The following is a 24,606-nucleotide window of genomic DNA, read 5'->3' as shown; positions in this document are numbered from 1 at the left end:
ACGGGTATGCTAACGCCACTTGCCAGGCTTGAAACAGCGCGCCACGGGTCAATTGAAGCCCGGCTGCGCTGTTTTTATGAGCTCGTTGGGCCAACCCAGGGCTGGCTCGCGGCGTGTCGAGACATCATCGCGATGCGCCAGCCAGATCTCCTCGATCTTACCAGCCCTTCCCCACTGGCATGGGCGGCCAGCCTGATTGCCGAGCAGACACCACTGGCGGCCTCGGCGGTGATCACACGGCCAGCCGCAAGTGCAGATCTTGCGTTAGCGCTGCTTGTTGCTGAGCGCGATCCCGACGAGGCAGAGGCGTTGATCCTGCGTGCGGCGACGCAGTGGGCCAACAACGCCAGCACCGGGATAGCACACAGCGCGCCAAAACAGGCACCGGAAGGCAAAGTGCCCTCACGCAACCTGATCGGGTCGAAATTCGCGCTCCCGGAAGGGCTTGATCCGGTTGTGCTTGCGACGTTCGTTGATCTGGCCCACTGGCTGACGGGGCAACCGCTTGAGCCAGTTGCGACTTGTAGCCTACCTGTCTTGCTTGAGCATGCGGGTGGTGGTCTGGTTGCCGATCTTACATTCGATCTTATTCCCGATCTTCCGGTGGTTTGTTTTCCAGCACCGGCGACCATGGCCTTCTGCGCGTTTGATGCCACCTTTGCACAGGCCCTCCAGACGGCTGAAATGCTCGTGCATGAGCGTGGTCTCTGGTCGAACCAGGGGGCGGTGCGCTGGTATGTCGACGTACGTGCGCCGCGCCTGCAACGCGATGTTCTTCTTCAGCATCTACGGGGAAGCTCGCTTGGGCTAGGCTTTACGCTCGGTCTGCTGCACCTCTTGCGGGCCGATGGATCGTCACTGCAGCGGCACTGGGCCGTGACCGGAGCGCTTGGGAGTGTTGAGGGTGACGTGGTCTCAGTCGCAGGTTATGCAACCAAGTTAGCTGCAGCAGCCAACGCACGTCTGCATGTACTCTATCCAGTCGTTGACCAGGCACAGGTGGCCAGGCTCCTGCAAGCCGCCCAGATCCAGACGCACGGTGTCGAGGATGTTGATCGTGCCCTGGCCTTTCTTCAAGGTGAAGAGCGCCCACCCTGCCCGTATCGAGGGCTCGATCACTTTAGCGAGGCTGATGCACCCTTCTTCTTTGGGCGTCAATATGAAACCGCCACCCTCATTGAGCGCCTTCGGCAACGCCCCCGTCTCCTTGCGCTGCTTGGCGGGTCGGGAAGCGGCAAGTCGTCCCTGATCTATGCGGGACTCGTGGCGCAACTGGCGCTGGCAGACCCAAACTGGCAGGTGGTAAGTGTACGCCTAGCAGACCGGCCCTTCCTGGCGCTGGCCGAGGCAGGTTTGTTGGCTCATGGCGAAGATCTGCTGGCGAGTCTGAGCCAACAGATGCAGCTTCGTTCACCTGAGGCGCAGCGCGTGATCGTCTTCGATCAATTTGAGGAATTCCTTGTGCTTTGTCGACCCGAGCTCCGCGCTCGCTTTCTTGAGAAGCTTCAAGCAGTGCTGGAAGGTGACGTTCCCGTCACCCTGCTCATCGTGATGCGCAATGACTTCTACAGTCAACTGAGTCGGCTTGCCCCGAGTTTGATGCCCTCTGTTGCTGACAACCAGATCCACTTGCCTAACACCTTGACCCGCGAGGCGCTGATCGACATGATCACGGCCCCGGCGCTGGCGGTCGGGGTCGCGCTCGAAGCAGGACTGGCCGAACGCATTGTTGGCGACGTATTCCATGAACATCCAGCTGAGGCGCATGGATCGGGGGCCACGCTGCCGTTGTTGCAATTTATGCTCACCCGCCTGTGGGAACAGAGTGACGGCATGCAGTTGGCCCATAGCGCATATCAGGCAATTGGCGGTATCAGCGGATCGCTCATCAGTTGGGGCACCACAACGGTTGAACAACTCACTGAACAACAGCGGATGCTCGTCGCACGCTTGCTATTGGAGTTCGTCCAACCGGGCAATGCGAGTGAAGGTCGGCCCGATAGTCGCCGTCGGCGTACAATCACGGCGTTAGCGGAAGCGCTGGATGAAGATCCCGATCTGATGCCTACGCTGCAACATCTGGTTGCGGCACGTCTGCTTGTTTCAGGGCGTGAGCACGGACGCGAAACCGTTGAACTGATTCATGATGCGCTCGTGCAAGAGTGGCCCTACCTGCGGGATCTGCTAGAGCAGAATCGACGCTTTTTGGCCTGGAAACATGCTGGCGAACGGCAATTGGCGCACTGGCAGGCAGGCGGCGAACGTCCTGGGCGGCTCATTCCTCGCGACGAGCTTGCCACGGCACGACGGTGGCGCGACGAGCGTCAACGTGATCTAGGGACGCCCTTGCTGCGCTACCTGACAGCAAGTGAAACCTACTGGCACCGTCGGCAGTGGCACACGCGCCTGATCGTAGGCGGAGTGATGGCCGTCTTGCTGATCGGTTTATTTGCCACCCTGTTGGCGTACCAGCACGTGAGTGCCAACCTGCGGCGTTCCAATGCCGAGCGCAGTGCGCTGGCAGCCCGCCAGATGGTTGCGCAGCGTCCAGAAGCCGCCATAGGCCAAGCGCTTGAAGCCTTTGCGCTTGATGCGAATCCAACAACCGAAGAGACCCTCCATCTGCTCGCCCAGACCACTGCGATGCGTGCGATTTTGACCGGCCATCAGCAGAGCGTCCTGGCCCTGGCGGTGAGTCCTGACGGACAGACGCTCGCGACGGCCAGCAGTGACCGAACGATCATCCTGTGGGATCTCCCGCAGGGCGAGGCGCGGCAGCAGTTGCGTGGTCACACTGATCAGATCAACACCCTGGTCTTTAGCCCCGATGGACAGACCCTCGCGAGTGGCGGTGGCCCGAGCGACCGTACCGTCCGTCTTTGGGACACAACCAATGGTGCGTTGCGCGCTTCGCTGCAAGGCCACAGCCGGGGTGTCGTTGCGCTTGCCTTTCGCCCCGATGGCCTGATACTAGCGAGCATGAGTGGCGAAGATGACATTGCGGTGCCGGGTGATGGAACCGTACGCCTCTGGGAGGTTGCCACGGGTGAGGAGATCGCCATCGTGAAGCTGGATGATGGCTTCCTTCAGACCATCGCGTTCCATCCTGACGGACAAAAAATCATCATTGTAAGCCGCTCATCGCTTGTCCAGTGGCATCTGGGAAGCGGCAAACACGAGCTTCGCCCACACCGACAGCACAGCCTGAGCAGTGCGACGGTGAGTGCCAATGGTCGCTTCGTTGTCTTGGGTGGCGATGATGGCACCATGCTCGTCACGAGTCTCGGGGATGAGACTAATGATCTTGTCTTGCGGAGTGACGGCCTGCCCGTGACGGCCATCATGCTGAGTCGGGACAATGCAGCGCTCGTGAGCGGCCATACCGACGGCCAGATCCGTCTGTGGGATCTGAACGCGCGGCGAGTTGTGCGGAGCTATCGCGGCCACACCGCCGAGATTCGTGCCATCACGCTGAGTCCTGACGGTGCCCTCATGATCAGCGGGGGCCGTGATCGCCAGGTACGGCTCTGGGCGCGTAAGCCGGGGGGCGAACTGCATGCCCCACTTCAATTGCACGGGCCTATTCATGCGCTCGCCTTTAATCATGCCGGGACAACCCTGGCGATAGCGACGCATGATCGCCAGGTGGTGCTCTATGATCTCGCCCACGGCGAACGCGAGTTCACCATTACCAACAGTCACGCCACGGTGCAGGCGCTTGCCTTCAGCCACGACGACCAGTTGCTTGCCCTTGGGGATCGCAACGGAGTGATCAGCATCTGGGATCGGCGGGAACAAACCATCATCCGGCAGTTTGCTGACCATCAAGGAGCGATTCAGGCGCTCAGTTTCAGCCCACAGCGCCCACTGCTGGCGAGCATCGCGACCGATGACACCTTGCGCTTATGGGATCAACGGGCAGACTGGGCCGGGCGAACGATCTATGCCCATCGCCATGATCCGGTCGCGCTCCTCTTTCAGCCACACACGTCGCGTATTGTCACCGCGAGCCGGGATCAGACCGTGCGGCGCTGGGATGCAACCACCGCGCAACAAGATGGACGTGACCTTGAGGTTAGCGCCATCATCACCGCACTAGCCTACGATCAGCGTGGCTGGCTCTACGTTGGCCTAGCTTCAGGTGAAGTACAGAGCTTTGACCCCCAGATGGTCGAACAGCACCGCGTAGCAACTGGCGAGACACCATTCGCCTTATTCACCTGTTCCGATCAGGCCCTGCTCGTGATTGCGTCCGAGACGGTTGCCGCCTATGACGATGACGCCTGGGATCAACCTGCGATCCTCTTCCGTGCCGAGCAACCCCTCACGAGCGCGGCGCTCAGCACGGATCGGCGCCTCCTAGCGCTCGGCAATCGCGAAGGAGAGGTCTATCTGCTCTTCACTGACCCACAGCAGGTTGGCCAGGTGCTGGAAGAACGGCTACGCGAGCGGACTGCGTCAATGAAATAAGAGGAGGCTCAGATGCGACCCACCCGACGACGGACATGGTTATGGCTACTGCTAGCTAGTCTCCTGACAGCGTGCAACATGCCGGAAAGGAGCAACGAGACGTCTCAGGCGACGACGCCTGATCCAGCGCAATCAACCGCCGCTGAAGTTAGCGACACCGACGGGATGGTTCGCATCCCAGGAGGCCCATTTATCCGGGGGAGCAGTGACGACGATCTGCAAGCGTTTGTCGCCCTCTGCGAACAGGCGCAATCCGGTTGCGTGCTTGACAACTTTCTTGACGAACAGCCGCAAAGCGAGGTCGTACTTTCAACTTTCTTGATTGACCGATACGAAGTGAGCAACCGCGACTTTGCGGATTTTGTCGAGGCAACCGGCTACCAGACCGAAGCGGAAGAGCGCGGGCAGAGCAACGTCTGGGACGACAGCATACGCCAAGTCTTGCAGATCGAAGGTGCCTCGTGGCGCGCCCCTGAAGGGCCAGGTTCGAGCATCGAAGCACGGCTCGAGCATCCCGTCATCCACGTAACCTGGGCCGACGCAAGTGCCTACTGTGTAGCGCAGGGGAAGCGTTTGCCCACCGAAGCCGAATGGGAGAAAGCGGCGCGAGGCGCAGCGGATGCACGGCACTTCCCGTGGGGGAACGACTGGCAACCAACCTACGTCAACGGCGTGCTGGCGAATGAACAAGCGCTTGGCACCATGCCAGTCACCGCCTTTCCCGAAGGGGACAGCCCCTACGGCGCACGCCAGATGCTCGGCAACGTCTTTGAATGGGTCGCTGACGCCTACGACGGCAACTTCTACGCCAGCGGACCAACCAGCGATCCCGTGCTGCTCACCGACGACAACGACGCCTTACGGATCGCCCGCGGGGGCGGATGGGCCACCCGAGCCGGCTTCTTCCACATCGGCTGGCGGCGAGTGATGGAACCAAGCACAAGCAACAATACCACCGGGTTCCGCTGCGCACGCGACGGATAAGCGAAGCGAGCGCGGGGGTGGGGTAACGGCGCGGGTGAAGCAGATTCACCCGCGCCGTTTTTGGTTAAGACGGGGTAAAACTCAGCGTCCTATAGAATCATCAGAGCATATTTGTAGCGTGCTCAAGAGCGACGGGGAACTATCGTTCCAGTGGATAGTACGGTGCCGTACGAACAGGCTGAATGCACCACCGACATCCAAGGACACTTGTACGACTATCTTATTGAGAGGAGCCTTAGGCATGACTCTGCAACCACGAAACCTGATGGATGGAGAAATCACTTCGAACGACCGTATCTTTGCTGCTCTAAGCTATCTTTTTGTACCCGTGGTTTCGATCATAGTACTCATTCTCGATGACACAAAAGCGCGATCTTTTCCGCGCTACCATGCCATTCAGTCGCTTGGATTTATGGCTGCCGTCATGATCTACGAATTTTTGGCGATGGTTATTTTCTTCTGTGGCTCAATCGTCACGCTTGGCATCGGATCGGTTATCCTCTGGATCCTGTTTTTTCTACCGATCATTCCGATGATCTACTATACGTATAAAGCAGGGCAGGGAGAGACCTTCACAATCCCGAGCGTCACCCGGATCATGCAGCAACAGGGATGGCTTCCGCAGTCATCAAACGAGTTAATGAAGTAGGAACACGTCTCATGGGCAAGTCTCTTCGTTGCTTGAGAATGCTTGGAGCACTTTCCACGCTGACACTCCTGGTTTTGCTTCTCCCAGATCTGGTACGTGGGCAGCAAACCTCGTTTATCAGTGACGAGGAACGTCGGTTCATCTTTGTGCCAGGTATACACTTCAAAAACTTTCCTGGCATCGAGGACTTCGACAACAAGAACGCATGTTTTCGAGCTATTGAGGAAACTTTTCCAGGCCTGCACGCTCTGCTTATCTCTAACAATGAACGAACCAGGCGAGGGGCAGAGAAGAATGGCTGGAGAGAGCTATTCAAAACGATGCCCATTTTCAAGCCTGATCAGATCTACGCCTTCGACTACTCATTGGATCAGCGCCCGAACCTCCCCTGTGTCCGGTACGACCGCCAAGGGGACAATGGCAATGCTGAAGACGATATTTTGCACGACCAGTCCGTCAACAGGGATCAGATTAAAGCAAACACAAGCACCTATGCGGGGGAAGATACACGCACACGGCTCACCACAAGCTTTCCTGAGGAGGAGCGTCAACGATGGTCGCAGGTACCCCCATTCGACCCTCCACCAGCCTATGCACCGACAGACGAGGTAAAAGGCTCATCTGAGCGGTTCGACCTCCAATTCAAGGCTTGGCGCAAGGAATGTCCCGACTGTCATTTCGATATCATCGCCCACAGCCTGGGTGGCGCTGTTGTGGCTTACTGGGTTTCAACCTACGCCAGTGACGAAGACCGCCAACACGTTCGCTCGATTACCACCATCGACAGCCCGGTCAATGGGATCAAGGCTAACCTGATAGACTTTCATCCGTTCATTCTTAAAAGTGCAGAGAGTCTTTTACAGGCCGGTGGTCAAGCGACAATCGATCTAGAGGATGAAAGTTTCATCGCAGCAATGCGACGTGCGCCGGATACCGTTGATATGCGCTGTATTTCAAATATCTATGACGCACTGATCCCACCACAGGCAGCCCTCATCAGATCTTGGAGTCAAGATGATCTGCTCTATGCAATTACAGAGATCGACCTCTGGTTCACTCGTATGCTCACAGGCCGAAACGAAATCCGCTACCGAGGTGCTTGCGACAACAAGGTAGGGCGATACGGCCAGACCAATCCTTACACGGAGCTTGATCTAGGAAAAGTTGGAGCAGCCCATACCGAGCCTTTAGCACATCCGCAGGTGCAACTGCTGACGCTCCAGCGCCTACATCACGACCCACCCTTGTGGACGAGACGAAATAGCGTGCTCGAAGCGTGGCTGGAGCGGAATGTGCGTTCGCAACTGAAAGGACCCGGCGATGCAACGACAGTCAACGTCGTCCTCCGCAATACTGGCAATGGCGTGTGGAAGCCCGGGCAGGTGGAATTTCGTCTCGTTGGTGGGAATGCTTTCGGTCTTGATCGGAATCAACCGATCAACCAGATCGTACGTCCGAACGAAACGATCACCCTTACCCTCACATTTAACGCACCTGAAGCCCACGGTCCTCACCCCAGCCGTTGGCGTCTGGCCCGTGGTACAACATATTTCGGCCCTGAGGTTATCTTTGGTGTGATTGTCTTGCCAACTAGCGATCTTGACCCAGATCAGATCTTTGACGACCCAGGCACTATTCTGCGAGTAATCTTTGATAAGTTTGTCTCTGATACTCAGCAGCGCATCGAGGAGGAAGTCGAGCGGCTGATTGCTGAGTTGCAGCGGCAGTTGATCGAGCAATTCTTCCGGGCACTGTGTGGGGTGACTCCCGCCATTGTCATTGTTGGATGGAGCTCTGCCATCTGGCGGCTTCGGCAGCGACAACGGGTGACAAAGGCAGAGGTGAGCAATGAGCTCTAAGCAAAAGCCCGACGCGCAACGCACAGGATCGAAACAAAACGCATTCCTATCGTTGCTACGCACCATATTACTGGGAAGAGGACGACCACGGCTACGCCTCGGTGCAGTTCTTATGCTATTGGTCTGGGGGGTAGTTATCTGGCTATTCTATCCCTACGCCTTAAGTGTCGCAGCGATTGAGAGCAATGTGCGGGTGATTGGGCTTGTGATTCTCGTGGGTGTCTTATTTGCAGCGTACAAAATACTCCGTAATTTGGGACTGGTTATCTGGCATTTGGGTCTCCTTTGGCTCGCGGTAATCCTACTGGCGAGTTTTGTCGGCTCGACCGTGGCCCGAGGGCGGACGATAGGTGCGACCACCTGGCCTGAGTGGAACAGCGCAGGTAGGCAGGTATTACACCAGACATTACAGCGTGGGCAAGTCACACTTGAACAATTACAGGCAGTTCCTACTGACATCTACCTTGCGACAACAGGCAATGCGCCCTTCTGGCGCCCTGCTGGGGAAGGGAGTGCCGAGACGTCAATTTTAGATCGCCCAGCCGAAGGGCCACAATTTGTGCTTGCCTCTGAGCAAGATGCTAGCGGGATCACGAAAGGCGTTATCGTGATGGCCGTAAGTGACGAAGGATCGTCAATCGACGTCCATTATGCACCAAGTGTGGCGGCAGAGATAATTGACAGCATTGAGAGCGGCACACTTCTCTATGTCACAGATGGCCCCGTCCAGGCTGAGGAGCGCATTTGGTGGGAAGTAAGTGATTTAGAAACTGAAGGTTGGTGTACAACAGAAGCTTTACGTCTCAATAGCCGTTAAGTTGGTCTGTAACCATGGGCGACGCTTCGCCCAAAGCGATCATTCCTCTTGTCTCGACCATTGCAAACATTGTGTGAAAGGCTCTCTATGAAGACTCAGCCCCACCCACCGTTCCACAAAGCGCTCTTGCAGTTGCTGCGTGACTATCGCCCTTCGTTACGGATGTCGCTGCCGGTCAACGCACGTCGCTTTCTGCCTTCCCCTGGCAGTACGCTCTTTACGCTGTTGCTGCTGGCCGGGCTCTTTTGGGCGCAGACGGCGGGGGCGCTGCCGCTGCCGCAGGCGGCGAGTAGTATCAGTACTATCCCGTATCAGGGCCGCCTCGCTGATGCTGGAGGGTTGCCGCTCACCGGTACCTACACGATGGTCTTTCGCCTCTATGCGGCCTCAACTGAGGGTGTGCCGCTCTGGGAGGAGCAGTGGACGGGGCCGAATGGCGTGCAGGTGAGTGACGGGCTCTTCAATGTCATGCTGGGCAGCCTCAGTCCGATTGCGCCGAGCGTGATCACGACCAACCCCAATCTGTGGCTGGGGGTGACTGTCGGCACCGACGATGAGATGACGCCACGGATTCAGATCGGCACGCTGCCCTTTGCGGTGCAGGCGCTGACGGTTCCCGATGCGGCAATCACGACTGCCAAGCTGGCCGATGATGCGGTGACGAGCGCCACGATCGCCGATGGCACGATTGTGACCGCTGACCTGGCCGATGGCGCGGTGACGAGCGCCACGATCGCCGATGGCACGATTGTGACCGCTGACCTGGCCGATGGCGCGGTGACGAGCGCCACGATCGCCGATGGCACGATTGTGACCGCTGACCTGGCCAATGGCGCGGTGACGAGCGCCAAGCTCGGCCCTGACATCAACCTCGTGCCCCCTGACGGCAGCATTGGCACCGTCAAACTGGCCAATGGCGCGGTGACGCCAGAGAAGATCGCCGATAGTGCCGTGACTTCTTCAAAGCTGCGACCGACCTACGGGCAAGTCTATGGCAGCCCTGCCGGTCCATTCATGCTCAACACGACCCGCCAGCGCATCCCTGGCATGATCATCACGGTGAGTCCGACGACGCATCAGGTGCTGCACCTCAGCGCCACAGTCGATGCCACGCGGCAGGGCACCTGTGATGCGGTGGTCACGTACCTGGCGTTAAATGGCAACCTGATCAAGCCCCTGGTGCTGTCGGGAGCTGGAAGCTATGTACGGGCCTCGATTTCAGCCTCCTTCCAGATCGCCTTGGCCCCGGGCACCCACACGATTGAAGCGCTGGCGTTTTGCCAGACCGGATCGGGTGCTCAAATCAATCCCGAAAACTCCACGTTGGCGTACATTCTGTTTGCCCAGTGAGCGTGGGCCTGAGACTTCACAGGTCTTGAAGACCTGTGAAGTCTGACGGACGCTATTTCTCTCGGTACGACTGGCCCGCATGCCATGTGATCCTCAGGGTGACACAACATCGGGAAACCCAGGGTACAAACCAACCTGTTTTCCGCCTCCCCTGCCCTGCCGCACCTGAGGGTTTACGGGCCGACAGAAAATATGTTCGTTGCCGCAAAAGAACGCAAAGGAACGCAAAAAACGGTGGGCCTTCGCCCCGCTCACGCAAGGTGCGCGAGCGGGAGAGGGTGAGAACTATTCAGGTCAATCCCAATGCCCTATCCGTGGTTTCAGGAGCAAATGTTTTGTCCGCTCATGAACCGGTGGGAGAGGGAGCCGGACGGAGACGGATCAATGCTCGTGGAATGTGCATAGGCGCATATCACTATTGAGATGTCTCCATAACTTTGCTCCACAGTGATAGATCCAGGAAACGCCTATGTCACCGCTACAAGCCACCTCAAAATACAAACGCCTGATCGTACAAGGGTTTGTCTTGTTTGCCTGTATTGTAGCCTTACTCTACCTATCTACAGTCGTCGAGGCGCAACGGAATTATGCTTTCATAGCATCAACTGAACCTGCTGCTATGCCACAACAAGCTCAGTTGACGCAGGCAATTGCGGAAATCCCTGTGCCAAGTTTTAAGCAAAGAGATTATGCGGATCGCTTGGGTTCTACGAGTTGTGGCCTCACCATTGCAAGCCACGGCTGTACAATCACTTCACTTGCAATGGTCTATAACTACCATCAACCAGATTATACTAATCCACCATCCCTAAATAATTGCATAAGTGAAAGAGGAGGATTTTCAGGATGTTTATTGAATTGGGGAGGTCTATGTGCACCAGAGGGTGTTTCAGTCGATGCTAGCAGACGCTGGCAATCAGCTAATTCAAGCGAAATTGACAGTTATTTACAGCAACGCCTTCCTGTAATAGTTGGTCTTGGAATTCCAGGACAAAATAGTTATCACTGGGTTGTCATTATTGGCAAACGTAGCAACGGATTGTATATCACTAGAGATCCAGAAAACACTAATCCAGATCGTAGCATCAGTGAAATTAATTCGATTATCACGATTAACGGCCCCAGAGGAGGAGATACCAATCAGCCAATCCCAACTCCTACTCCGGGGCAGCCACCACCACCACCGCCCCCCGCCCCTAACTGCTCTCCCCAAAATCTCTCTGCCCGCATTGAGGGCCGTACCGCGCACCTCGATTGGGCCGATGTGACCTGTGCTGGGACACGTGGTTATACGTTGCACGTGACGAGGGGGAGCGGCCCTGAAGATGGGATCATTCTTGATACCGGGGTGACACCCTCAAACTATAGTTTTTCTTTCCCTGAGGATGGCACCTATTCCTGGCACGTTGCATCGTGGCAGGGCAATACCCGTAGTGCCTGGAGTTCACGGCAGATCGTGATTGGCGGTGGGAGTAATCCGCCTCCATCTGGTTGTGGGCCGGTCGGCATGGTCGAGCCACATGCCGGGGCGACGGTCGGCGATAGTCCGCTCTTCCGCTGGGAACCGGTCAGTTGTGCCGGCAATACGTATGTGCTGCGCGTCAAGACGGTTGCCGATATGCATGGTGGCGGTGAGACGGTTTTGAATCGCTCGGGGGTTCAGGATACGGTCTTTTATGGCAAGCCCGAGCATTTCCCGTCGCGTTTCTATGGCCGGACGCTCTACTGGTCGGTCATTCCCGAGGTCTCGGGTGGTCAATGGTCGCCGGCGCGTCCTTTTGTGATCAATCCGAATCGCCCGCCAGCGATCAGCTTTGCCAGCGCAAATGGGCAGCCTTTGCCCGCCGAAAATAGCCCGCTCTGGGCAAATCAGGCCAACTGGCTGTTCGCTGGGGCTGCGAGTGACCCCGATGGGCGTGTTACGCGGGTTGAGTTGCACTGCGCGCACTGCGAAGGTGCCGGGAACCTTGCCAGCGAGAACTTGAGTGGTACGAGTTGGCAGCATGAGCGGCACAATATGGTGGGACAAAATCTGATCGCTTTTGTCGCGACCGATGAGAAGGGCGCGACCGTGCGGAGTCGTCTGCTCGATCTCCGTATCGATCTCAGTGCGCCTACTAGTACGCCTGCCCTCAATGGCGAGGCCAATCCGAGTCGCTGGCGTACCTGGTATAACACGCCTCAGCAACTGCACATCAGGGCGGTGGATGGTGGCAATGGTCAGGCGATTAGCCAGGTGCGCGAAGTGCGGACGTGGCTGCGTGGGCCAGGAATCGACGAGCGACGCACCTGGCCGGGTAGTGAGGCGCTCCTGAGCCTCGAACACGACGGGGTTTGGACGATCGAGTATCAGGCGCTCGACAATGTGGGCAATCTTGAGGCGGCCCGTCAATTGGTGGTGCGTATTGACCGTACCCCACCAACGCCACCCGCTGAGGCAAGTGAACTGGGCGGGACAAGCGATAGTGTCTGGCAGCGTGATGTGAGCACACCGGTCTTTCGTTGGAGTAACGGGAGCGATGCCGGGGCGGGCCTTGCACGTACCGAGTTGCGCCTGATGACGAGTGATGGACGGCTTATCAATACGCTCAGTTACACTGGTGCCGCGCCACCCAACTGGTCGCCTGCCCCGGAGGGGTTGCTCACCGGGAGTTACAACCTGCTGGGGCGCAGCGTGGATCATGCTGGCAACGCAAGCGCCGAAGTCCGCCTCTTCACCTTCCGCTATGACCGCACCCCACCAGAGAATCCGGCTGCCCTGAGTCACGCCGCCGGAGTGGAGAATGAGCGCTGGCAACGCACGGCTTGTCAGGCTGACTTTAGCTGGGTCAGGCCGCATGATGAGGGTTCCGGCGTGGCTGGCTACGAGGCGAACTGGCGGATTGACGATGGACGGCGGGTCACTGAAAATAGTGCTACGCTCACGAGCGAGCGCTTCCAGAGCGATAGCCCGCCCTGTGATGAGGGGAGCGTCTACACCAATACGCTGTTTATCCGCACCCGCGACGCTGTCGGCAACTTGAGCGAGCGCACGACAGCCTTCACGCTGCGTTACGATAATGATCCGCCGACGGTTGCCATTCGCTTCAGTGGCGGGATCACTGAAACGGCGCAGACCCGCGTGACGCTGGAGCTGGAGGCTGCTGATCGTGGGTCTGGAGTCGCAGCGATGCGCTTCTCGGGCGATGGATCTACCTGGACAGAATGGGAAGCCTTTGCATCCACCAAGATCTGGCAAATTCCGGGCATCAGCCGCCAGTCATGGACAGTCTATGCGCAGGTACGTGATCAAGTCGGATTGAGCTCTGAGGTAGCAGTGAGTACAGTGAAGCTGAACGTCAACCGGCGCTATCCACGCTCGGCCAACTTCCGGCTCTTCGCCTCATCATTTGATGGCGGCAACGCCGAAGCTGGCTCGGCGAGTTTCTTTGGGCGCGGTACGCTAGGCCAGGGCTACAGCACTAGCGCTATGCAGAGCACCTCCTATGTGATCAGTTCAGGCTACGAAACGGCCCTGCGCGCCATTCCTCTCATCGTGCCTGGCTCTGAGCGCTTCACCGCCACAGGCGGCAGTATGAGTGCGGGCACCGGAGCAATACCACTGAGCTCGGGTAGCTTCCAGATGCAGAATAGCATCGGTCAGGCCGCACTGCCCAACAACCAGGCAACGTTAAGCAGCCAGCAGTTCCAGCACCGGCCCGGCTTCCTGGCCGATTTCCCGATCAGCGCAGTGGCCCTTCTGCCCGTTGGCCCAGAACCTGAGCCGATGCCGACTCCGGCTTGCCCCTTTGCCACGATTCAGATCAACGGTGGGGCAAACTATACCCAGCAGGCAGCGGTCAACCTCACGCTATGCGCACCCTTCGCCGAGGCAATGCGCCTCAGCAGTGATCCTACATTTGCTGATCGTGACTGGGAACCCTACGCCAAGCAACGGAACTGGCTCCTCACAACGACGGGCGACCCGGCGGCCCCGCGCATGGTCTATGTCTGGTTCCGTAACGCTGATGGGACGATCCTGGGAAGCTATAGTGCAGCGATTATCTACGATGCGGTCGCGCCTGTCAGTAGCGCCTGGGTTGAAGGAAGTATGGAGAGTCTGAGTCCAGCGAGCAGTCGCCAGAACACCTTCAATGACCAGAGCAGACCGAGCACCTCTGATCCGATCGTCACCGCCGGGGCAATCACCCTCCAGATCATTGGACAGGACACCGTGAGTGGCCTGAGTGAGTTGCAGCTTAGCGAGCAAGCAGACTTTGCCGACGCTGTCTGGATGGCCTACGATCCCCAGCAGGCGTGGACATTTGAAGGAGATGATCGGAGCGGGACGCTCTATGTTCGCAGCCGTGACCGGGCCGGGAATCTCTCTGAAGTAAGTACAATTCCCTTTGTGCTCGATACGACAGCCCCTTATGGTAGCATCATGCTTGACAACCCAATTATCAGCGGGGATACAACCAGTTTCCTCATCTATCTTGAGGCTGAAGACGACGGCTCAGGTGTTGAGGCACTCCGCGTCAGTGGCGATCCAGACTTTGGCGATGCTGCGTGGCAACCCTATCGCGAGCGCGTCGTCTGGAATGTACCCAATCCTCTGCCTGCGAGTGGAACGATCTATGTTCAGTTCCGTGACGAGGCTGGCAACCTTTCCGAGGTCTACGCAAAGCTGTATGTGCTCGACACCACCGCACCACGTCTGCTCGGCAGCCTCGTTGACCAGAGCAGCACCATCCCTCAGTTAAGCCTGCTGATCGAAGACGATCGAGCAGGTATGGCCTGGGTCTACCTGAGCAATGATCCCGCGATGGTGGAAGGCGTCGCCGTGGTGCGCTACACCGACGAAGCCATTCCATGGGTCTTTGATCCACGCCAGGTCGTCTGGGTTATGCTGACTGATGCGGTTGGCAATCGTAGCGAGCCGTATGCCATTCCGCTCCCCGTTAGCGTCGAGTCGAGTGAAGAGCCTGCCGCACGGGTCTATTTGCCCTCTATTATGCGCTAAAGGTATTACAACTGATGGCCTTGCCCGGACGCCGGTCGCCCTCGTTTGGCAGGACAACTGCCCTCTATAATTCCTGGCGGAGGCCTGGATGCGACCGCCAGGGCCGATGCACCATAACGAGGGGTGCCCCTCTTGCTCAATGAGTCTGACGCCTGGTGCGCTTGAAGAAGCCACTCTGCCACCCGACCCAGTATCTGTTCACCCTTCTCCTGGGAAGCGCGGGCGTCCCGCCCGCGCACGCACCCCGCGGGCGAGACGCCCGCGCTCCCAGGCTTGCCTGTTACCTCAAATGGTGGGGGGGCAACGCTACGCTGAACCATCTCCTCGGAGGGGTGCCGCGCCCCTCCGACGTTGGTGTGCGCAACGCACGCAGCACCCGTTCCGGGGTGAAGGGTAGCTCACTGAGCCAGACCCCGGTGGCATTGTGGATGGCGTCGGCGACGGCGGGAGCGAAGGGGATCAGGGGCAGTTCGGCCATGCCGCGGGCACCGTACGGGCCTTCGGGGTCGGCGAGTTCGAGGATGACCGGGATAATCTCCGGGGGCGTGTCGAGGATCGTCGGGATGAGATAGGTGCTGAGGCCGGGCGTGGCAACGTGCCCCTCGCGCATCTGAAAGTGCTCCATCAAGGTGTAGCCGAGCGCCTGGGCGAGGGCGCCTTCAATCTGGCCTTCGACTTGCTGACGGTTGATGGCTCGTCCTACATCGTGAACGCTGATGATGCGCACGATGCGCACCAATCCTGTGATTATGTCAACTTCAACTTCGACGGCTTGTGCGGCGTAGCCATAGGCATAGTTCGGCCTGCCCGCAGTGGTTACCGCGTCGAGCGAGGTCGTCGCGGGGGCACGGTATTGTACGGTCACGCACGCCGGACGCTCTTCGTTCTGCCATTCGCGTAATGCCCCGAGTGCGGCGTCATGCACGGCGCGCCCCGCCATCAGGGTGAGCCGCGAAGCTGAGGCCGAGCCGGCGTTGGGGGCTTCGGCGCTATCTTCGGCGATCAGTTGCACGGTCTCGAGGGTAACATTGAGTGCTTCAGCGGCAATCTGGCGCAAGATGAGATGCGTTCCTTGACCAACATCGGCGGCCCCAATCCGTACAATGGCCTGCTCGATGATGGTGCTGCCGTGCAGTTCAACGGTCGCCGTAGCTTGCTCGGGAAAGCCAAAGGAATAGCCGAGATTCTTGATGCCACAGGCGAAGCCCCAGGCTCGCTTGAGGTGCGGTGCGGCGGGTGGCGGCAGCGCGGGCAACGTCGCGAGCGTCGTGAGGCAGGTGTCGAGACAGGTGCGCACACTGACCCCCGCAGGCAAGGGCTGCTGCGTGGGCTCAAGACTCCCCTCACGATAGAGATTGATCCGGCGCATCGCCACAGGATCACGTCCAAGCGCGTGGGCAAGTCGGGTCACCATCGCTTCGCTGGCAAACTGCGCCTGCGGCGCGCCAAAGCCGCGAAAGGCACCGGCAGGGAGGTTGTTGGTATAGACGGCGTAGGCATCAACATGGATGTTGGGCACCTCGTAACAGCCAGTGAGAAAGAGCGCGACACACTTAATAACTTCCTGGCTGGTTGAAGCATAGGCCCCGCCATCGCCGATCGCCGTGGCCGACACGGCCACAATGCGCCCATCGCGCATCGCGCCCCAGCGACAGCGGATCGTCACCGGGTGGCGCTTGTGATGCGCCATCACCGACTCGCCACGACTCCAGACGATTGCCACAGGCTGACGCAGCTTCCAGGCGGCAAGCGCCAGCAGATGCTGCACCGAAAGATCCTCGCGCCCCCCGAAGGCGCCGCCAATCGCCGCATACCGGATGACCACCTGCGCTTCGGGCAAGCCGAGCACTTCGGCGATCTGGCGGCGATCTTCGTGGAGCCACTGGCCGGCGGTGTGGATGATGACGCGGTCGTCTTCGTCAACATAGGCAATGCCCGCCTCGGGTTGCAGAAACGCGTGTTCCTGCCAGGCGGTCGAGAACTCGCCTTCGAGCACGAGATCAGCGGTTGCCAGAGCCGCCTCGGCGTCGCCTTTACGGATTGGGCAATGGTAGATCAGATTAGTGCCTCGTTCGGGATGGATCAGAGGCGCATCGGGCGTGAGCGCCAGCGCAGCATCTGCAAGCACCGGCAGATCTTCATACGCAACCTCAACCAGGCCCGCGGCAACCTCGGCGGCCTCGCGGCTCGTCGCAACCACCAGCGCCACCCGGTCGCCGACAAAACGCACAACCTCACCACAGAGCACCGGCTGGTCAGGTTCAACCAGGCCATACGCATTATGGGGCACATCAGCCGCCGTCAGCACCGCAACCACACCAGGATAGGTCAGCGCCGCCGTTGTATCCAGGCACACAATGCGCGCATGGGGCCGATGAGCAAACACAACCTTCAGGTGCAACATCCCCGGCTCGATCAGATCCCCTGGATAACGGGTCGCCCCCGTCACCTTGCCAGTTGCATCAGGACGCGGGAGGGATGTGCCGATCATATGCTCAGATCCTTTCGCTACCTTGCAAAGAAGGCGGTTGTTTTGACGCAAAGGCGCAAAGGCGCAACGAAGTGGTCTGACATACGGATTGGCTTCGACAAGCTCAGCCAACTGCGGGCAATGGGCTTGGAGAACGGACGGAGGCTGAGCCTGTCGAAGCCCCCGCTGGTAGAAGAAAACTTCGTTGACAGACGACTCAGAGGTCGACGCAGGGATGATGCAAAGTCCCTGCCCACGGGTCATGCTGAGCGCAGCGAAGCATCTTCCGCCTCATCGGGACGAGACCCTTCGCTGCGCTCAGGGTGACAAAATACGGACGTTGCATCAGCCCTCGCCCGGCAGACATAGCCAAGACGTGTTTGCAAACTTGGTATATTATACCTACATTGCGTCAAGTTTTGAAAGGCACCTATGCATAGTCGCTTTGTGACGATCGCTGGTTATAAGATCCATGTTTTGGAGGCAGGGACAGGCCCGCTGGTGCTGTTGCTGCATGGGTTTGCTGGTTCAGCCGAAGATTGGCGGCCTACGGTGGCGGCGGTGGCTAACATGGGCTACCGGGCGATGGCCGTGGATGCGCTTGGGTTTGGGCGCTCGGCCAAGCCGGGGGATGCGCCCTATTCGCTGGCGTTGATGGCGCGGATCTATACGGGCATACTTGATCAGTGCGGCGTCACCCAGGCGACGCTGATTGGTCATTCGATGGGGGGCAAATACGCCCTGGCAACAGCGGTGTTGCACCCCGAGCGCGTCAATGGGCTGGTGCTCGTTGCCTCAGATGGCTTTGTTGAAGCATCACGCTTGACCATGGCGGGAGGATGGCCGCTCGTCGGCCAGGCGATCCTCTGGCTCTCGGCGCAGCCTCGCGTGGTGCGGATGCTGCTCACGGCGGCGTTTGCCGACCCTGAACGCCATCTCACCGCCGAGATCCTGGAACGAGGGCGGGCGGCCTTGATGGGCAAAGATAATCGACGTGCCCTGACCGCCCTGAGTCGCCAGTATGCCGCGACTGATCTCGGGCTCACCGGGTTGCGTACCCGCCTCGGCGAGCTTACGATGCCGACCCTGCTTGTCTGGGGTGAGAGCGACCAGGTCTTTCCGGTCGAAGCGTGCGGTTACGTTGCCCGCAGCGAAATCCCAAAGGCGCACCTGGTCATCTTGCCCCACTGCGGACACTTTCCACAGATCGAAAGCCCGCGCTTGTTTCAAGGGGCACTCGCCGGTTTCCTGGCCGGTCTAGGTTGAATGTGAGCGGTTTTGGCGGAAGCCGCCAAAACCGCCCACAAGCAGTTTTTCAGGGGAGGCACCAGGCCAAGCACAAGTTTTCGCGGCCATACCCTGTGGTATCATAGAAGCTATGCTGGATGATCACACCACGTTGCATTTTCCGCCGAGCGGCATCGCTGAACTGCCGTTGCTCTTTGCGCCTCAGGTGATTCGCTGTGTGGCCGCAGGGCCAGGCGGGCATCCGCTGACGGTGCTCCTTGATACAGGCACTGATCCATCGGCGATTGATCTGAGTCTGGCGCGGCGACTCGATCTGCGTCTCGGTGATTTTGCGCTGGGTTCCGATGCAGCCAGTGATGCCGTGCATTTCACCGAAAGCGTCTTGCCCTGGCTGCGCCTCGGTGAGCTTGAGTTGCGCGATCTCTATGGGGTTGCACTCGATCTCCGCCAGGCTCCATTTAAGGTCGATCTTGTCCTGGGCTATAATGTCTTGAGCCAGTTGACGCTGACTATAGATTACGCAGCAGGCCGGTTGCGCCTATGCCATCCCGATCTTGAACCTCCAACGCCGGGGCCGGGCGGGGCGGTTCTGCCGTTGCGCTTTTTTGAACATTTTCCGGCTTTTGATGGGGCTGCGCTGCTCTGTTTGAGCCAGCCAGGCCAGGTGCAGCCGGTGCCGCTTCCGCTACCGCTCTTGACAATTGATACCGGTTCAAATGGGGCGCTCACGCTTAGCCCGGATCTGGCGGATCTGGCCGGTCTGCGCCGCGGCGAGGCCGAGGTGGACGAAGGACGTGGATTTGTCGAACGGGTGACGACGCTGCACGGGAGGGCCGAGGCCCTCCGCATTGGACCGTTTGAACTGAAAGCGATTGAGCTTGATGCCCCCGAGAGCGGTCGCGGCGATTTTGGGCGCGGGGGACGAGCGAATCTTGGCAATCGCTTGCTTGCCCGTTTCCAACGCATGACCCTTGATTATCGGCGGGCGATCTGTGTGCTTGAGTCATCTAGCCAACCGTCATAAAATGGGAGTGCCGACTGTAGTCGTGAAGAAGTTGACCCGTCCGTTGTTACGCCTGACAATCATCATGGCACTCTGCATGGTGTTAGCCGGGTCAGTGTTGCCCATAGCAGAGGCCCCTATGCATCAGTCACCAATCTATACACCATCGTGTCCCGAGGCCAGTTACCCTGATACGACGGCTCTTCTGGCGGCCTTGTCAGGGGCAAATTATGCCTGTACGGAAGAACTCGCAAAGGCACTGCAAGCACGTGTTGGCGTCAATGAGATCGATGTGCTGCTCACGATGATTGAGCGTGGAACCCATGAACTTGAGCGTCGGAATGCCGTGCGGGTGCTCGGGCGACTGGCGGCGAGCCCACAGGCGAGTCGGGCAAGCGATCTCGTCTTGCGGGTACGGGCGTCCAGGGTTCAGCTCGTGTTGCAAGAACTACTGGCGCACGCCGATGACAATTTTTTGTTGCAAGATGCGATCTGGGTGCTCGACAGCTATTTTTACCCGAGTTTCAGTGCTGCGCCGCTCTTCGAGCGTGTTGCCAACGCGCAAACCCTTGCCCCCGCCTTGCGCTATCGGGCAGCGGCAGCGCGCGGGCGGCTGATGCTCGCCCGTTCTGGGGTTCTTCACCCCGACGATCAGGCTTTTATGCTCCACGGCCTTCGCTCGGATGATCCAGGGGTGCGGACGGCTGCGGCCCATGTGATTGCCCGCCTGCGCACGGATCAACTCGGCTTAGACTTGATCGCGACGCTGACGCACGAACTGGCCGAAGCGTGGAAGGGCGAGCCCCCACTCACACTGATTGACGATGCGCCCGACCCACGTGATCGCGGGTTGCTCGCAACGTATGAGAGCAGTCCGAGTAGCCTGACGGCGCGTGCATCCCTGGCCCGTGCCCGTGACCGGCTGGAGGGCGGGAGCACGCACCTGGCAAGCCTGCGGCAACAGTATGAGTTTTTGACCCTGACCGAGCGGAGCGAGCACGATGGGGTGAGCATTCGTGCCGGGCTTGCCACTGATGAGATGGCAGCCTTGCTACGCGAAGTGACCCACGTGCGTGAGGCCCTGCGACACCTCTTTGGGCCAGACCTGGCAGAGCCAATGGATGAAAAAGGGACACGGACACTACAAATTAAGATCTTTGCACGTCAGGGTATCTATCGCGATTATGTGCGGGCCTTTACCCACTTTACCGTTGATGTAGATGGGCTCTATGACGATGCCAATATGATCATCTACACCCATCAGCGCACCAGTGAGCAGAGCGCGAATAGCCTGGTCGAGAGTTTACGTCACGAAGTAGCGCATCACTATGCGGCAACCCACCTCTTTCCGGGGCAGTGGCGCACACCGGGCTATCATCGCGAGCCAAAAGGATGGGCTGATGAGGGCCTTGCCGAAGTGATGGCCGGGCTCACCGCCTCAGGGCCAGCGCCTCGTCCCGCCCAGTTGCGCCGCCTCTGTGAGCGCACCCCACGGCCACGGCTGAAGGTCTTGCTCGCCCAGCGCGAAGGCTACGATCGTTTTGGTACCTTCGACTATGATGCGGCCTGGGCCTTTACCTACTATCTTGTGACCGAACAACCCGAGGCGTTGCAGCGCCTCTATACCGCCTATCGCGAGCAGCGCTATCACCTGCGTGACTGGTCGCAGCTTGCGGGGCTGAATCTGGAAGAGGCCGAACGCGCATGGCATCGGGCGATTGAAACCTGGTGTGCTGAGCAACGGGCAGGATCAGGCTAGAGTCAGGAGGAATATGGACACGTTACTTCCGGGGTCACCCTACCCCCTCGGGGCAACCTGGGATGGCAGTGGCGTCAATTTTGCGCTCTTTGCCGATCGGGCCACCGGGGTCGAACTCTGTCTCTTTGAAAATGCTGAGGCGCCACGTGAGGCGGTGCGGATTCCACTCACGATGCAGACTGACCATGTCTGGCATCTGTATGTGCGCAACCTGCGCCCAGGGCAACTCTATGGCTACCGGGTTTATGGCCCTTATCAACCCGAGCATGGCCTACGCTTTAACCCACACAAATTTGTGCTTGATCCCTATGCCAAGGCGTTGCACGGATCGATCCGCTGGCACGATGCGACCCACGGCTACACGATTCTCCATCCTGACGAAGATCTTTCGTATGACGAGCGCGATAGTGCCCCCTATCTGCCGCGCTGTGTCGTCATTGATCCACGTTTCGATTGGGGAGAAGATCAACATCCGAATATCCCACTGCATGATAGTGTGATCTACGAAGCCCACGTCAAGGGCTTGACGATGCAGCACCCCGCTATTCCCGCCGAACTGCGGGGCACCTATCTGGGGATTGCGCACCCGGCGATGATCGCGTACCTGCACGATCTGGGCATTACGGCGCTGGAGTTGCTGCCGGTACACCAATTTGCCAATGATCGCCATCTTGAAGAGCAGGGCTTGAGCAACTACTGGGGCTACAATACGCTCAACTTCTTTGCGCCAGCCACAGAGTATACGCGCTGCCAACAACCGGGTGGACATGTACGCGAATTCAAACAGATGGTCAAAGCGTTACATGCTGCCGGGATCGAAGTCATTCTCGATGTTGTCTATAACCACACCGCTGAAGGGAACCACCTCGGGCCAACCCTGAGCTTTCGCGGCATTGACAATCCAGCCTACTATCGCCTGGTGAACGACAATGCCCGTTACTACATGGACTACACCGGCACGGGCAATACGCTCAACATGGTACACCAGCGGTCGCTGCAACTCGTCATGGACAGCCTGCGCTACTGGGTGACCGAGATGCGGGTGGATGGGTTTCGGTTTGACCTCGCCGCCGCGTTGGCGCGAGGCCTCTACGAAGGCGGGCAACTCTCGTCTTTTCTCGACACCATCCATCAAGACCCGCTGCTCTCGCAGGTCAAACTCATTGCCGAGCCGTGGGATGTCGGACCCGGGGGCTACCAGGTCGGCAACTTCCCGGTGCTCTGGGCTGAATGGAACGGCAAATACCGCGATACCGTGCGCCGTTTCTGGAAAGGTGACGAAGCGCAGGTCGCCGAACTTGCGTACCGCCTCGCTGGTTCATCGGATCTGTACGAACGCAACGGACGCGCACCGGCAGCCTCGATCAACTTTATCACGGCGCACGATGGCTTTACGTTACGTGACCTGGTGAGCTACAACGAAAAGCACAACGATGCCAATGGTGAAGGCAACAACGATGGCGAGAGCCACAACAATAGCTGGAACTGTGGCGTCGAGGGGGAGACCGATGATGAGGACATCAACGCCTTGCGTGCCCAGCAACAACGCAACTTGCTCGCCACGCTGCTCTTCTCGCAGGGGGTGCCGATGCTGCTGCACGGCGACGAATACGGGCGAACCCAGGGTGGCAACAATAACGTCTATTGTCAGGACAACCCGCTCAGTTGGATGGACTGGGAACTAACTGACGAACAACAAGCGCTCCGTGATTGGACCCGCCGCCTGATTGCCTTTCGCCAGGCACACCCGGTCTTGCATCGTGGAACCTTCTTCCAGGGGCGCGAAATTCACGGCGAAGGCATCAAAGACATCGAATGGTACCGACCGGATGGCGTCTTGATGGGTGACAGCGAATGGGACGACGGCATGGCGCGCTGCATCGGTATGTTGCTCAACGGCCAGCTGATTGCCGAACGGGCCCCATCGGGAGAGATTATCCGTGACGATGTCTTGCTGATCTTGCTCAACGCGCACCACGAAACAATCCCCTTCACCCTGCCAGGGAATGAAGGCGGCCCAGACTGGCAACTTGAACTAGCTACCAGTCACCCAGACAACAGCGAAGCCGAACCAATGCCGGTCGGGAGCGTCTACAACCTTGAAGGGCGCTCGTTGGTCATTTTGAGTCAGGATGGCGAAACGTGGGCCGCGCAATATGGACGGTACGAAAGCAACCTCCGCCATGCCGCACTAGCCCCGCTTATCGGCGGGCCGCCCCTGGCCAAGCGCACCATCACCGGCAACTTCGTCACTATTGCCGGATTCTTCAGCCCGGAACTAAACAACTACCGGGATATTCTCGTCTACCTGCCACCGAGTTACGACAACGGAGGCCTTGAGCGTTACCCAGTGGTCTATATGCATGACGGGCAAAACCTGTTTGACGCCACAACGAGTTACATCGGGGTCGAATGGGGGGTTGACGAAACGATGGAAGCGCTCGCCCAACAGGGCCTCGAGGCGATCGTCGTGGGCATTCCCAACATTGGTGAACAGCGGATTGACGAGTACAGCCCGTTTCTCGATGAAGCGAGTGGGGGCGGGGGCCGCGGCGACGCCTATGTTGACTTCCTGAGCAACACCCTCAAACCACACATTGACCGTGCGTTTCGGACGAAGCCAGGCCCCGAGTTTACAACGCTTATGGGCGCATCAATGGGTGGTCTGATCAGCCTCTACGCCATGCTGCAGCGGCCTGAGAGTTTTGGCAACGCCGGGATGATGAGTGGAGCCTTCTGGTTTGGCGAACGGGCCATATTTGACTACGTACGCCAGTACAAAGGTGTCCCGGGACGGGTCTACCTTGATGTCGGCACGGCTGAAGAGGTGCAACTCAAACAAGACGTACGAAACATGGGCCAGTTGCTGATGGACAAAGGCTACACCTTTGGCCGCAAGCTGCGGTATATCGAAGAGCATGGCGGCGAACACAACGAAGCAGCCTGGGGGCGCCGGTTTGGCAAAGCGATTCAGTGGCTGTTGCTTCGCAGGTAA

Annotated in this window: 12 protein-coding genes; 11 read left to right on the top strand and 1 reads right to left on the bottom strand. The window is 58.8% G+C overall.

The window, feature by feature from the left end; genetic code table 11:
• Window positions 1-6 precede the first annotated feature (6 nt).
• The 7 genes from EYB53_RS04455 to EYB53_RS04425 all read left to right on the top strand — a co-directional run bounded on the left by EYB53_RS04455 (window position 7) and on the right by EYB53_RS04425 (window position 15,131).
• Window positions 7-4,470: a WD40 repeat domain-containing protein gene (locus EYB53_RS04455; RefSeq protein ID WP_135477022.1), complete on the top strand. Its 4,464-nt coding sequence runs from the start codon at window positions 7-9 to the stop codon at window positions 4,468-4,470.
• A 12-nt stretch (window positions 4,471-4,482) separates the two neighbouring features.
• Window positions 4,483-5,454 carry a formylglycine-generating enzyme family protein gene (locus EYB53_RS04450; protein ID WP_135477021.1) on the top strand — a complete coding sequence of 324 codons (972 nt, stop codon included), beginning with the start codon at window positions 4,483-4,485 and terminating at the stop codon, window positions 5,452-5,454.
• Window positions 5,455-5,695: 241 nt separating this feature from the next.
• Window positions 5,696-6,103: a DUF4870 domain-containing protein gene (locus tag EYB53_RS04445; RefSeq protein ID WP_135477020.1), complete on the top strand. Its 408-nt coding sequence runs from the start codon at window positions 5,696-5,698 to the stop codon at window positions 6,101-6,103.
• An 11-nt stretch (window positions 6,104-6,114) separates the two neighbouring features.
• Window positions 6,115-7,962, top strand: a complete 1,848-nt coding sequence (locus EYB53_RS04440) for an NBR1-Ig-like domain-containing protein (RefSeq protein WP_167857255.1) — start codon at window positions 6,115-6,117, stop codon at window positions 7,960-7,962.
• A 112-nt stretch (window positions 7,963-8,074) separates the two neighbouring features.
• Window positions 8,075-8,779, top strand: coding sequence for a hypothetical protein (locus EYB53_RS04435; protein ID WP_135477018.1), 705 nt, complete (start codon window positions 8,075-8,077; stop codon window positions 8,777-8,779).
• Window positions 8,780-8,866: 87 nt separating this feature from the next.
• Window positions 8,867-10,129, top strand: coding sequence for a DUF8740 domain-containing protein (locus EYB53_RS04430; protein ID WP_135477017.1), 1,263 nt, complete (start codon window positions 8,867-8,869; stop codon window positions 10,127-10,129).
• A gap of 469 nt (window positions 10,130-10,598) precedes the next feature.
• Window positions 10,599-15,131, top strand: coding sequence for a C39 family peptidase (locus tag EYB53_RS04425; RefSeq protein ID WP_135477016.1), 4,533 nt, complete (start codon window positions 10,599-10,601; stop codon window positions 15,129-15,131).
• Between the two features lie 280 nt (window positions 15,132-15,411).
• Here the strand turns inward: EYB53_RS04425 and EYB53_RS04420 are convergent, their stop codons facing one another.
• A complete protein-coding gene (locus EYB53_RS04420) occupies window positions 15,412-17,622 on the bottom strand; it encodes a xanthine dehydrogenase family protein molybdopterin-binding subunit (protein WP_135477015.1) in 2,211 nt (736 codons plus the stop codon).
• 411 nt (window positions 17,623-18,033) lie between these two features.
• Here EYB53_RS04420 and EYB53_RS04415 point away from each other — a divergent pair, with 411 nt between their 5' ends.
• The 4 genes from EYB53_RS04415 (at window position 18,034) to glgX (ending at window position 24,606) form a co-directional block, all read left to right on the top strand.
• On the top strand, window positions 18,034-18,867 hold the full coding sequence (locus tag EYB53_RS04415) for an alpha/beta fold hydrolase (protein ID WP_135477014.1): 834 nt from the start codon (window positions 18,034-18,036) through the stop codon (window positions 18,865-18,867).
• A 112-nt stretch (window positions 18,868-18,979) separates the two neighbouring features.
• Window positions 18,980-19,873, top strand: a complete 894-nt coding sequence (locus tag EYB53_RS04410) for a retropepsin-like aspartic protease (protein ID WP_135477013.1) — start codon at window positions 18,980-18,982, stop codon at window positions 19,871-19,873.
• A gap of 118 nt (window positions 19,874-19,991) precedes the next feature.
• Window positions 19,992-21,611 (top strand): collagenase, encoded by a 1,620-nt coding sequence (locus EYB53_RS04405; RefSeq protein WP_167857254.1) that lies wholly within the window; start codon window positions 19,992-19,994, stop codon window positions 21,609-21,611.
• Between the two features lie 13 nt (window positions 21,612-21,624).
• Complete coding sequence (glgX, locus tag EYB53_RS04400) at window positions 21,625-24,606, top strand: glycogen debranching protein GlgX (protein WP_135477011.1); 2,982 nt, start codon at window positions 21,625-21,627, stop codon at window positions 24,604-24,606.

It is taken from the genome of Candidatus Chloroploca mongolica, from assembly GCF_004762035.2.
Classification (GTDB): Bacteria; Chloroflexota; Chloroflexia; order Chloroflexales; family Chloroflexaceae; genus Chloroploca; species Chloroploca mongolica.
The sequence above is the reverse complement of the archived record's forward strand: the minus strand, read 5'-3'. Positions and strand labels throughout refer to the sequence as shown.